Annotated in this window: 11 protein-coding genes; 2 read left to right on the forward strand and 9 right to left on the reverse strand. The window is 59.4% G+C overall.

All coding sequences use genetic code 11. The annotated features are described in order from the left end of the window. Positions 1 to 67: 67 nt before the first annotated feature. From nqrM to H3028_RS09275, 9 genes are all read right to left on the reverse strand, one after another. Positions 68 to 298, reverse strand: coding sequence for a (Na+)-NQR maturation NqrM (gene nqrM, locus H3028_RS09235; RefSeq protein ID WP_181296721.1), 231 nt, complete (start codon positions 296 to 298; stop codon positions 68 to 70). Then, a complete protein-coding gene (locus H3028_RS09240; RefSeq protein ID WP_181296722.1) occupies positions 295 to 1320 on the reverse strand; it encodes an FAD:protein FMN transferase in 1026 nt (341 codons plus the stop codon). The genes nqrM and H3028_RS09240 overlap by 4 nt, the downstream gene beginning before the upstream one ends. A gap of 1 nt (position 1321) precedes the next feature. Further along, entirely contained in the window at positions 1322 to 2548 is a 1227-nt protein-coding gene (nqrF, locus tag H3028_RS09245; protein ID WP_181297104.1) for an NADH:ubiquinone reductase (Na(+)-transporting) subunit F, read from the reverse strand. Between the two features lie 12 nt (positions 2549 to 2560). Beyond that, a complete protein-coding gene (gene nqrE / locus H3028_RS09250) occupies positions 2561 to 3169 on the reverse strand; it encodes an NADH:ubiquinone reductase (Na(+)-transporting) subunit E (protein ID WP_181296723.1) in 609 nt (202 codons plus the stop codon). Further along, positions 3169 to 3843 carry an NADH:ubiquinone reductase (Na(+)-transporting) subunit D gene (locus H3028_RS09255; RefSeq protein ID WP_181296724.1) on the reverse strand — a complete coding sequence of 225 codons (675 nt, stop codon included), beginning with the start codon at positions 3841 to 3843 and terminating at the stop codon, positions 3169 to 3171. The genes nqrE and H3028_RS09255 overlap by 1 nt, the downstream gene beginning before the upstream one ends. Beyond that, positions 3840 to 4628, reverse strand: coding sequence for a Na(+)-translocating NADH-quinone reductase subunit C (locus H3028_RS09260; protein WP_181296725.1), 789 nt, complete (start codon positions 4626 to 4628; stop codon positions 3840 to 3842). The genes H3028_RS09255 and H3028_RS09260 overlap by 4 nt, the downstream gene beginning before the upstream one ends. Further along, a complete protein-coding gene (locus H3028_RS09265) occupies positions 4621 to 5832 on the reverse strand; it encodes an NADH:ubiquinone reductase (Na(+)-transporting) subunit B (protein ID WP_181296726.1) in 1212 nt (403 codons plus the stop codon). Before H3028_RS09265 ends, H3028_RS09260 begins: the two co-directional genes overlap by 8 nt. Before the next feature lie 3 nt (positions 5833 to 5835). Beyond that, complete coding sequence (locus H3028_RS09270; RefSeq protein ID WP_181296727.1) at positions 5836 to 7173, reverse strand: Na(+)-translocating NADH-quinone reductase subunit A; 1338 nt, start codon at positions 7171 to 7173, stop codon at positions 5836 to 5838. A 308-nt stretch (positions 7174 to 7481) separates the two neighbouring features. Beyond that, positions 7482 to 8933 carry a glyceraldehyde-3-phosphate dehydrogenase gene (locus H3028_RS09275; RefSeq protein ID WP_181296728.1) on the reverse strand — a complete coding sequence of 484 codons (1452 nt, stop codon included), beginning with the start codon at positions 8931 to 8933 and terminating at the stop codon, positions 7482 to 7484. Positions 8934 to 9090: 157 nt separating this feature from the next. Here H3028_RS09275 and mfd point away from each other — a divergent pair, with 157 nt between their 5' ends. Then, positions 9091 to 12537 carry a transcription-repair coupling factor gene (gene mfd, locus H3028_RS09280; RefSeq protein WP_181296729.1) on the forward strand — a complete coding sequence of 1149 codons (3447 nt, stop codon included), beginning with the start codon at positions 9091 to 9093 and terminating at the stop codon, positions 12535 to 12537. Positions 12538 to 12568: 31 nt separating this feature from the next. Further along, positions 12569 to 12868, forward strand: coding sequence for a hypothetical protein (locus tag H3028_RS09285; RefSeq protein WP_181296730.1), 300 nt, complete (start codon positions 12569 to 12571; stop codon positions 12866 to 12868). Positions 12869 to 12870 lie beyond the last annotated feature (2 nt).

Below are 12870 nucleotides of genomic sequence, written 5' to 3' on the forward strand. Positions count from 1 at the left end.
GATCGGCGCTGCGCATGCATAACCTGAGTCCGGCGGCCCAAGCCACCGGCCGGATCAGCACCGATTATCAGCGTCTGGTCGCGTCGTACGCGAGATCTGCATTTGTGTCCTGGCTCGGCTGCGCATTTACTTCTTCACATTTTTCGCGGCTACCGCCGCAGATCGAGCATTCCTTCTCGATGCCCAGATTGGCGATGCCCCCGCAGGAACCTGCAATGGGCTTGCGTCCCATAATCACGCCAATCGACATACCGAACACAACCAACAACATGACGAGAAAAACGATTAACCAAGTCATTGCTCTGCTCCCGCACCGAATAGCTCATCGAAGGCTTCGGTGCTTCTGCTTACGAATTCCTGCCCTTCGCGAATGACGAAGAGCGCTGCAATCTTTCGCTCCGCCGCGTATGCCAGCCCCCGTTCGGGGCCCAGCACCATAAGCACAGTAGACAACCCATCAGCCCTTAGTGTCGAGGGATCGACGACCGTCACTGCTGCTAGATGATGATCAATTGGCGCACCGCTCTGCGGATCAAGCGTATGCGAATAACGTTTACCGTCGCGCTCGAAATAGTTGCGGTAATCACCGGAGGTTGAAACAGCGAAACCGTCCAGTTCGATGATCCGCTGGGCAACCCGTTCGTTATCCCGTGGCGCTTCTATAGCGATGCGCCAGGGCGATCCGTCCGGTTTGCGCCCCCGAGCCTTGAGCTCCCCGGTGATTTCCACCAGATAACTGCGCGCACCAGAGGCCTCGAGCGTTGCAGCCACCTGGTCCACCGCATAGCCCGCCGCAATGCTGTTGAAGTCGACCTGAACAGCCCGGTCCTTGCAAAGTTGCTCGCCATCGACCCGAAGATGATGCTGACCGACATCCTGCCGAACCTCGACGATTTCCTCCGCAGACGGCACTCGCTCGCCTCGTCCCTGCGGGCCAAAGCCCCAGAGGTTGAGCAGTGGTTCGATGGTCAGATCCAGCGCACCGTCGCTTTCGTCCGAAAGCCGCCGTCCTGCCAGGACCAGTTCACGCACGCTGTCTGGCACGATCATGCACTGGTTCGCAGGCAACGTATTGAAAATCTCGATATCCGAATCGGCACGGTAGGTCGACAGTTGCTTATCGATCTCGGCGAGTATCGACTCGGTGTCGCGTTGCAACTGCGCCTTGTCGGCCGCCCCGTCCGTCGCCACATACTTCACCGAGTAGGTGCTGCCCATGGTCGGGCCACCGAAGTTTTCTACCTTATCCTGAAACAGACAACCCGTCAGGGCTGCCGCCAGGGCGGCAACGATGACGGGCTGAAGTAACGCGTGGGTCATGCTAGCCGCCGAAGTCGTCGAGCAGGATGTTCTCCGGTTCGACGCCCAGATCGGCGAGCATCTTGATCACCGAGGCGTTCATCATTGGCGGGCCGCACATATAGAACTCGCAATCTTCCGGCGCTGGATGATCCTTCAGATAGTTCTCGTACAGCACGTTGTGAATGAAGCCGGTAGGGCCGTCCCAGTTGTCTTCCGGCTGCGGATCGGACAGTGCGAGATGCCACTCGAAGTTTTCGTTCTCCGCCTGCAGCTGATCGTATTCTTCAACGTAGAACGCCTCGCGCATCGAGCGCGCGCCGTACCAAAAGCTCATCTTACGCTTGGATTTCAAGCGTTTGAGCTGGTCGAAGATGTGCGAACGCATTGGCGCCATGCCGGCACCACCGCCGATGAAAACCATTTCCGCTTCGGTGTCCTTGGCGAAAAATTCACCGAACGGACCGTAGACGGTAACCTTGTCGCCTGGTTTCAGGCTGAACACCCAGGAGGACATCTTGCCTGGTGGCAAATCGTCCTTGCCTGGTGGTGGCGATGCAATACGAATATTGAATTTCACCAGGCCAACCTCTTCCGGGTAGTTCGCCATGGAGTAGGCACGAATCACGGTTTCGTCGACCTTGGATACGTACTTCCACTGATTGAACTTGTCCCAGTCACCGCGATATTCCTCCTGAATATCGAAGTCCTTGTAGCGAACCTCATGCGGCGGGCATTCCAGCTGCACGTAACCACCCGCGCGAAAGTCCACGTTCTCGCCTTCCGGCAGCTTCAACGTCAGCTCCTTGATGAAGGTCGCCACGTTCGGGTTGGATAGCACGGTGCATTCCCACTTCTTCACACCGAACACTTCTTCGGGGACTTCGATCTTCATGTCCGCCTTGACCGGAGTCTGGCAGGACAGCCGCCAGCCTTCGCCCGCCTCACGACGGGTGAAGTGCGACTCTTCGGTGGGCAGCATCTCACCACCACCGCTCTCGACGATGCACTTGCACTGAGCGCAGGTACCGCCGCCGCCGCAGGCGGACGAGAGGAAGATATTGTTCGCGGACAGCGTTTGCAGCAGCTTGCCACCTGCCGGAACGGTAATGGTGCGTTCGCCGTTTATCTCGATACTCACGTCGCCGCTGGAAACCAGCTTGGCACGGGCCGCGAGGATGATCACCACCAGCGCGAGCACGATGGCGGTGAACATGCCGATGGCGAGGAAAATTTCGTAACTCATCAGTTCATCCCGTCCTTACAGCTGTACGCCAGAGAAAGACATGAAGCCCAGCGACATCAGTCCGATGGTGATGAAGGTGATACCCAGGCCCTGCAAGCCGTCCGGCACATCGCTGTACTTGAGCTTCTCGCGAATACCAGCCAGCAAGGCGATGGCCAACGCCCAGGACAGACCCGAGCCGACGCCATACACAGTACTTTCTGCCAGGTTGTAATCACGTTCGACCATGAACAGCGTGCCGCCCATGATGGCGCAGTTCACGGTGATCAGCGGCAAAAACACACCCAGCGCGTTGTAGAGGCTGGGCACGTACTTATCGAGGGTCATTTCAAGAATCTGAACGATCGCCGCGATCACGCCGATGTAGCTGAGCAGTCCAAGAAAGCTCAGATCCACTTCAGGCAAACCGGCCCAGGACAGCGCACCAGCCTTGAGCAGGTAGGTGTAGATCAGATTGTTGGCCGGAACGGTGATGGTCTGGACCACGATAACCGCGATACCCAGACCAATGGCCGTTTCCACCTTCTTCGAGATCGCGATGAAGGTACACATGCCGAGGAAGAACGCCAGGGCCATGTTCTCGATGAACACGGCGCGGACGAACAGACTGACGTAATGCTCCATTAGTAAGCCTCCTTGTTCGAGACTTGCGGCGCCATCTTGAAGGATGGCTTCTCGACCTGTTCTTTCTTCCAGGCGCGAATGCCCCAGATGAACAGGCCGATCAGGAAGAACGCCGAGGGTGGAAGCAGCATCATGCCGTTGGGCAGGTACCAGCCACCATCATTGACGACCGGAAGAATGGTGTAACCCATCAGCTTGCCGGCCCCGAACAGCTCACGAATGATGCCGAGCGCGATCAGCATGGCGCTGTAGCCGAGCCCGTTGCCGAGACCATCGAAGAAGGACAGCATCGGCGGGTTCTGCATGGCGAATGCTTCGGCGCGCCCCATCACGATGCAATTGGTGATGATCAGACCGACGAACACCGATAGCTGCTTGGATAGAGTGAAGGCATAGGCCTTAAGCACCTGATCAACCAGGATCACCAGTGAGGCGATGATTACCATCTGCACGATCATGCGGATCGAGCCAGGGATCTGGCTGCGAATCATCGAGATGAACAGATTGGAGAACGCCACCACCAGTGTCAGCGCAACGGACATTACCAGCGCAGTCTTAAGGTTGGAGGTCACCGCCAGCGCCGAGCAGATTCCGAGAATCTGCAGACCGATGGGGTTGTTGTTGAAGACCGGATTGAACAGGACTTCCTTAATAGTAGGTTGCGACATGATCAAGCCTCCCCAGCGCGCAGGTTAGCGATAAATGGACCGAAGCCGTCTTCGCCCAGCCAGAAGTGCAACAGGTTGTTCACCCCATTGCTGGTCAGGGTTGCGCCGGCCAGAGCATCGACCTGATGGTCAGCTCGTGGGCTCTGTGGATCGACACCGCCCTTGACCACCTGAATGGCCAGTTCACCGTTCTCGTTGAACAGCTCCTTGCCTTGCCACTGGCTGCGCCACTTCGGATTGTCGACTTCACCACCGAGACCGGGGGTCTCGCCGTGCTGGTAGAAGCCCAGGCCTGCGACCGTGTTGAGATCATCCTTGAGGGCGATAAAACCATAAAGGGTGGACCATAGGCCGTAACCGCGCACAGGCAGGATCAGCGTTTCCATCTCACCGTTCTCTTCCACGATGTAGGCGACGCTATAACGCTCACGACGCTTGATCGAGGCGATGTCTTCGTCGCTCGGCAGGGCCTTGGACAGTTTGGGGTCCTTGGCAGCGACTAATGGATCGAAGCTATTAGGGTCGAACTCGTCACTGAACTCACCCGTTTCGAGGTTAACCAACCTCGCCACGATGCGGTCACCGTACAACGCCTTGACCTGGTTAGCCGACATGCCTGCTTCGCCCAAACCGGCGATTGCCAGAATGCTGCGCTGCTTGTCCAGTTGGCGGTTTTCCAGCTGTGTCGGGCGTAGTGCCACAGCCGCGCCGGCGACGAACACCGAGCAGACCAGGCAAACCAACAGGGCCACTACCAGAGTGCGGGCAGTGGATTCTTTTTGACTAGACATTACGCGCCAGCCTCCGCTTGATATTGGCCTGAATGACGAAGTGGTCAATCAACGGCGCACATAGGTTGGCGAACAAGATCGCCAGCATCATGCCTTCCGGGAAGGCCGGGTTGACTACACGGATCAGCACGACCATGACGCCGATGAAGATGCCGAACACCCACTTGCCCGTATTGGTCATGGACGCCGACACAGGGTCGGTGGCCATGTAGATCAGGCCGAAGGCAAAACCACCCACTACCATGTGCCAATACCAGGGCATGGCGAACATCGGATTGCTGTCGGAGCCAATAAGGTTGAACAACGAGCTCAGCACGATCATGCCGAGCATCACGCCCGAAACGATTCGCCAAGAAGCGATCTTGGTCATCAGCAGTACCGCACCGCCGATAAAGATGGCCAACGTACTGGTTTCACCGAGGGAGCCGTGAATGGTGCCGATGAAAGCATCCATCCAGGTGATCCCGCTGGCAACTACGTTCTCCATACCCCCAGCGAAGCTCAGGCTAAGTGCGGTTGCACTGGCAAAGCCATCCACCGCAGTCCAGACCTCGTCCCCCGACATCTGCGCCGGATAAGCGAAAAATAGGAAAGCACGGCCGGTCAGGGCTGGATTGAGGAAGTTCTTGCCGGTACCGCCAAAGATTTCCTTGCCAATCACGATACCGAAGCTGATGCCCAGCGCGACCTGCCAGAGCGGGATGCTCGGCGGTAGTGTCAAGGCAAACAGCACAGATGTAACGAAGAAACCTTCGTTGACCTCATGCTTGCGAATCGAGGCGAATAGCACCTCCCAAAAACCGCCCACGATGAAGGTCACCGCGTAGACAGGCAGGAAGTACGCTGCGCCCTGAACGAAGTTGTCCCACATGCTGCCGGGATCGAAGCCAGCCAAGGCACTGATCAGTGCAAAATGCCAGCCGTCTTGAGCAGCGAGCAGATCCGGGTTAGACGCATAGATCAGGTTGGCCTGGTAACCGGTGTTCCACATACCGAAGAACATTGCCGGAAAAGTACACAGCCAAACCGTGATCATCATGCGCTTGAGGTCGATGCCGTCACGCACATGGGCGGTGGTCTTGGTCACGCTGCCGGGACGATAAAGGAAGGTGTCCGCGGCTTCGTAGAGTGCATACCACTTCTCGTACTTGCCGCCCTTCTCGAAATTATGCTCGATCTTGTCGAGGAATTCGCGAATGCCCATTCCTTACCCCTCCTTCTCAATGCGAGTCAGGTTGTCCCGCAGGATCGGGCCGTATTCATATTTCCCGGCACAGACATAGGTGCACAGCGCCAGATCTTCCTCATCCAGCTCGAGGCAGCCAAGCTTCTGTGCAACCTCGGTATCGCCGACGATCAAGGAACGCAGCAGCTGAGTCGGCAGCACGTCGAGCGGCATGACTTCCTCGTAGTTCCCCACCGGCACCATGGCGCGTGGGCTGCCGTTGGTGGACGTGGAGAAGGCGAACTTCTTGTCCCCCATCAGCTTGGAGATGAAGATGTTGAGGATCGAGTGCTTCTCGCTACCAGCACGCAAGTAGTGCAGCATCTCGCGCTCCTTGCCCTCACGCAGGCAGGAAACCTGCTGGTGATAACGGCCCAGGTAGGCGAAGGCACCATGCGCCGTACGACCGCCCAGCACCGAACCAGACACGACGCGGTTGGCGCCGGGTTGCAGTTCACCGGCGGTCAGCTCGTCGAGACTCGCCCCCAGACGGGTACGCACCAGACGCGGCTTCTCCACCACAGGTCCGGCAAGCGCTACCACACGCTCGACGGACAGGCGGCCACTGGTGAACAGCGCGCCAATGGCGATCACATCTTGATAGCCGATGGTCCAGACGCTCTTGCTGGCGCTGACAGGATCAAGGAAGTGAATGTGGGTACCAGCCAAACCGGCAGGATGGGGGCCGGAGAAACTTTCGGTCGTTACCTTGGCGAGCTGCTCGCCCGGCAGCGAGGCACCCTCAGCCTTGCACAAGAACAACTTGCCGAGATTACCGAGGACCTTGAGGCCCGCTTCGAAGTCAGCGGTACGCTCGGCAATCACGATGACCGGATCGGCGGCTAGCGGATGGGTATCGATCGCCGTGACAAAAATGGAGCTGGGCACGGCATCAATGGCCGGCACTTTGCTGTAAGGGCGCGTGCGCAGTGCAGTCCAGAGGCCCGACTGCTGCAAGTTCTCGCGAACCTGGGCATCGCTCAGCCCTTCGAGTTCGGCGGCATCGTACTGATTGAAAGTCACCTCATCGGTGCCGTCGAGGTCAACGACTACCGACTGCAGGACGCGCTTCTCACCGCGATGGACGGCGCTGACGACGCCAGCACCGGGTGCGGTGAAAGCGACACCTGGCGTCTTCTTATCGGAGAACAGTACCTGTCCCAATTTAACCCGATCACCGACCTGAACGTCCATGGTCGGCTTCATGCCGGGGTAGTCAAACCCCAATACGGCGACGCTTCGCACGGGCCTTCCAGCCTCGATACGCTGCGCCGGCGCACCTGCAATGGGCAAATCAAGCCCACGTTTTATATTGATCATCGGTTCGCTAACCACTGATTTAAAAGGCTTTTTACGAGCCACACGGCTTGGCTAAAGTCGAATTGCACAACGCGCACTGAAGAGTTATCAGCGCGACGCTATGCCGCGGGCCCAGGTAGAAATCCGCCCGATTATAGAGGTCGCGACCCGTGACTGACCACCCAAGGTCTTTCAATTTTTTGACTAGAGACAAGCGTTTCGCTGTAACTAACTATTGACGCGGCCGACTCGAAGGCCCTGCACGATGGATTTTTCCGACGAAATGCAAAACGGGAGCCGAAGCTCCCGTTTTGCATACGACCGATGCGTTAGCGTGGGAAAGCTGGCGGATTGACTCCGGCCATATCTTCCATCACACGAACGACCTGGCAGCTATAGCCGAACTCGTTGTCGTACCAGACATACAGAACGACGCGGTTATCGCTGCAGATGGTGGCTTCGGCATCGACCACGCCGGCATGACGCGAACCAACGAAGTCCGTCGAAACCACTTCTTGGGAATTGACGAAGTCGATCTGCTTCTGCAGGTCCGAATGCATGGCCATCTGGCGCAAGTACTCGTTGATTTCGTCGCGGGACGTCGCCTTTTCCAGATTCAGGTTGAGAATCGCCATGGAAACGTTAGGCGTCGGAACGCGGATGGCGTTACCCGTCAGCTTGCCCTTGAGTACCGGCAATGCCTTGGCGGCGGCAGTCGCAGCGCCGGTTTCGGTGATAACCATGTTCAGCGCGGCACTACGGCCACGACGACTGCCCTTATGGAAATTGTCGATCAGGTTCTGGTCGTTGGTATAGGAATGCACCGTTTCCACGTGGCCGTTGACGATGCCGTACTGATCATTAACTGCCTTGAGTACCGGCACGATAGCGTTGGTCGTGCACGACGCTGCCGACACGATCTTGTCATCGGCGGTGATTTCGCCATGGTTGATTCCATGCACGATGTTCTTGAGCTCGCCCTTACCAGGTGCCGTCAGTACAACGCGGGCAACGCCCGGGCACTTGAGATGCTGACCAAGGCCTTCGGCGTCGCGCCACTTGCCAGTGTTGTCGACCAGCAGCGCGTTCTCGATACCGTACTGGGTGTAGTCAACCGAGGACGGATCGTTCGAGTAGATCACCTGGATCAGGTTGCCGTTGGCAGTGATGGTGTTATTTTCCGCATCGATATGGATCGTGCCGTCGAACGGACCATGTACCGAGTCACGACGCAGCAAACTGGCACGCTTGACCAGATCGTTTTCGGCGCCCCTGCGCACGACGATCGCCCGCAGGCGCAGGCCGTCGCCACCACCGGTCTTCTCGATGAGGATGCGCGCCAGCAGACGGCCAATACGACCGAAGCCATAGAGCACGACGTCAGTGCCTTTGTGCATGCCCGAGGTGTTGCGCTTGCCGGCGACGTCGGCCAGCTCGTCACGCACGAACTGATCGAGGGTGCGGCCATTGCCTTCAGCCTTGTACTTGGCGACGACCTTGCCGAGGTCGACGGAGGCAGCACCCAGGTTCATGTCACTCATGGTAGTGAGGATCTGGTGCGTCTCGTTCACGCAGAGCTCGGCTTCGTCAGCCTGGCGGTGGCGGGCAAAGCGATGTGCTTTGAGCAGCGCGATGACCGAACGATTGATCAGGCCGCGGCCATAGATGGAAGTCACTACGTTATTGTTACGATACAGCTGACCAATCAGCGGAATCATCGCTTCGGCGAGGGCTTCTCGATCAATCCATTCACCAAGACACTGGTCGGGCTTCTGAGTCACGGGCAGTTCCTTCCAACATGTAGGGGCTGAGAAAAGTGGCTACATTATGCCGGCGCACCCTAGCGTCGGCAATCTATGCAGCGGAAACACTGACAGCGTCCCGCGCGGATAGTTACAATCCGCGCGGTCCATTTTTCGACCGGAGCCACGCCCACTCGTGTCCGTATTGCGCCTTCCGCCCATGCCTGCCGCCAGCGGCAAGCAAACCTGGGGCAACCTTCCTGGAGCCGCGCTGAGCCTGGCTATCGCCGAAGCAGCCAGCAACGCAGACCGATTCACCCTTCTTCTCACGGCTGATAGCCAGAGCGCCGAGCGCCTGCAGGAAGAGCTCGCGTTTTTCGCGCCGACGCTACCGGTCCTGCACTTTCCCGACTGGGAAACGCTGCCCTATGACGTTTTTTCGCCGCACCAGGACATCATCTCTCAGCGCATCGCGGCGCTCTATCAGCTTCCTGAGCTGACCCACGGCGTACTGGTAGTTCCTATCACCACGGCGCTACACAGGCTCGCACCCAAGCGTTTCCTGCTCGGCTCCAGCCTGGTACTGGATATCGGCCAAAAGCTCGATGTCGAGCAGATGCGCCTGCGCCTGGAGGCGGCCGGTTACCGCTGCGTCGACACGGTTTACGAACACGGCGAATTCGCCGTGCGCGGCGCGCTGATTGATCTGTACCCCATGGGCAGCGCCCTGCCCTACCGCATCGACCTGTTCGACGACGAGATCGAAACGCTGCGCACCTTCGATCCAGAGAACCAGCGATCGATCGACAAGGTAGAGTCGATCCGCCTGCTGCCAGCCCGTGAATTTCCCCTGAAAAAGGAGTCGGTCACCGGCTTTCGCGCCCGCTTCCGTGAGCGCTTCGATGTGGACTTCCGTCGTTGCCCGATCTACCAGGACCTGTCCACCGGCATCACGCCGGCGGGCATCGAGTATTACCTGCCGCTGTTTTTCGACGAGACAGCAACGCTGTTCGATTACCTCCCAGAGGACACCCAGGTGTTCTCACTGCCGGGAATCGAGCAGGCTGCTGAGCATTTCTGGAAAGACGTGCGCAATCGTTACGAGGAGCGCCGCGTCGATCCCGAGCGGCCGCTGCTGCCACCCGCCGAGCTGTTCATGCCGGTGGAGGATTGCTTCGCTCACCTGAAATCCTGGCCACGCGTAGTGGCTAGCCAGGATGACGTGGAAACCGGTATCGGCCGCGAGAGATTTCCCGCCAGCCGCTTTCCCGAACTGGCCATAGACGCCAAGGCCAGCGAGCCGCTGGGTGCGTTGCGGCGTTTCCTCGATGAATTTCCTGGCCGCGTGCTCTTTACCGCTGAGTCCGCCGGGCGTCGCGAAGTGCTGCTGGAACTGCTGGCACGGTTGAAGTTGCGTCCGCAGGAAGTGGCTGGCTGGCCGCAGTTCGTCGAGAGCCAGGAGCGCCTGGCGATCGCTATCGCCCCGCTGGATGACGGACTCCTGCTGCAAGACCCGGCCCTGGCGTTGATCGCTGAGAGCCCGTTGTTCGGCCAGCGAATCATGCAACGTCGGCGCCGTGAGAAGAGTCGCGACGCTGGCGAGAACGTCATCAAAAACCTTACCGAGCTGCGCGAAGGCGCACCGGTGGTGCACATCGATCATGGCGTCGGTCGCTATCAAGGGCTGGTCACGCTGGAAATCGAAGGTCAGGCTGCCGAATTCCTCCAGCTGCAGTACGCCGAGGAGGCCAAGCTCTATGTACCGGTGGCCAGCCTGCACCTGATCGCGCGCTACACCGGCAGCGACGATGCCCTGGCACCGTTGCACCGGCTGGGTTCGGAAACCTGGCAGAAGGCCAAGCGCAAGGCCGCCGAACAGGTGCGCGACGTCGCCGCCGAGCTGCTCGACATATACGCCCGTCGCGCCGCGCGCGAGGGCTATGCCTTCGAGGATCCCCAGCTCGATTACGAAACCTTCAGCGCCGGCTTCCCGTTCGAGGAAACGCCGGACCAGCAAGCCGCCATCGAAGCCGTGCGTAGCGACATGCTTGCGCCCAAACCAATGGACCGTTTGATCTGCGGTGACGTCGGCTTCGGCAAGACCGAGGTAGCCATGCGCGCCGCTTTCATCGCGGTTCACAGCGGTCGCCAGGTCGCCGTGCTGGTACCCACCACCCTGCTTGCGCAGCAGCATTACAACAGCTTCCGCGACCGATTCGCCGACTGGCCGGTGCGGGTCGAGGTCATGAGCCGCTTCAAGTCCGCCAAGGAAATCCAGAGCGCGGTGCAGGAGCTGGCCGAAGGCAAGGTCGACATCCTCATCGGCACCCACAAGCTGCTACAGGATGACGTGAAGTTCACCAACCTGGGCCTGGTCATCATCGACGAGGAACACCGTTTCGGCGTGCGCCAGAAGGAGCAGCTAAAGGCCCTGCGCAGCGAGGTGGATATTCTCACGCTTACCGCCACGCCGATTCCGCGTACGTTGAACATGGCGGTGGCCGGCATGCGCGACCTGTCGATCATCGCCACACCACCGGCGCGTCGGCTGTCGGTGCGCACTTTCGTCATGGAGCAGCAGAACTCGGTGATCAAGGAGGCGCTGCTGCGTGAGCTGCTGCGCGGCGGCCAGGTCTACTACCTGCACAACGACGTCAAGACCATCGAGAAGTGCGCCGCCGACCTCGCCGAGCTGGTGCCAGAAGCGCGGATCGGTGTCGGCCACGGGCAGATGCGCGAGCGTGAACTGGAACAGGTGATGGGCGACTTCTACCACAAGCGCTTCAACGTCCTGATCGCCTCGACGATCATCGAGACCGGCATCGACGTGCCCAGCGCCAACACCATCATCATCGAACGCGCCGACAAGTTCGGTCTGGCCCAGCTGCACCAGTTGCGCGGGCGCGTCGGGCGTAGCCACCACCAGGCCTATGCCTATTTGCTAACACCGCCACGCAAGGCCATGACCCCGGACGCCGAAAAGCGCCTGGAAGCCATCGCCAACGCGCAGGATCTGGGTGCCGGGTTCGTGCTCGCCACCCATGATCTCGAAATTCGCGGGGCCGGCGAGCTGCTGGGTGACGGCCAGAGTGGACAGATCCAGGCCGTCGGTTTCACCCTTTATATGGAAATGCTCGAGCGTGCGGTCAAGGCGATCCGGAAAGGCGAGCAGCCGAACCTCGACCAGCCGCTAGGCGGCGGCCCGGAAATCAACCTGCGCGTACCGGCACTGATCCCCGAAGACTACCTGCCGGACGTCCATGCGCGGCTGATCCTTTACAAGCGCATCGCTAACGCCGCTGACGAGAACGGTCTGCGCGAACTGCAGGTGGAGATGATCGACCGTTTCGGCCTGCTGCCCGAGCCGACCAAGCATCTGGTCAGGCTGACGCTGCTCAAGCTGCAGGCATCGAGCCTGGGCATCACCAAGATCGATGCCGGCCCGCAAGGCGGACGCATCGAGTTCGCCGCCGACACCAGTGTCGATCCGATGACACTGATCAAGCTGATCCAGAGCCAGCCCAACCGCTACAAGTTCGAAGGCGCTACCGTATTCAAGTTTCAGGTACCCATGGAACGGGCGGAGGAACGCTTCAACACCCTGGAAGCTCTATTGGAGCGGCTCGCGGCCGGTTCAAAGTAATCGAAGACGCGCAACGAAATTAAGGAAGCGTATGCAGTGGTTGTCCCGTTTCGCCCTGCTGTCGCTGCTGGTATCGCCAGCAGCATTGGCAGAGCAGCTGTATCGGGCGAAAAGGGTCCCCTTTCGTCAGGCTTCGTCGCCGCCGGCCAGGCAGTCGGTGCCTGGCGATCAGGCGCCGGATGCAGTGCGCCTGAACGGATCGCAGCGGCTGCAATCACCGCACGGCGAGCCTGCCCCATATTTCAGCCCGGCGAATGGCTATAGCATCGAACCCGGCAAATTCAGCGACCTCGCTCAGCATAGCCTCGGCTGGCTGAGCGAGCCCTCCTGACG

It is taken from the genome of Pseudomonas sp. Q2-TVG4-2, assembly GCF_013620795.1.
Classification (GTDB): Bacteria; Pseudomonadota; Gammaproteobacteria; order Pseudomonadales; family Pseudomonadaceae; genus Stutzerimonas.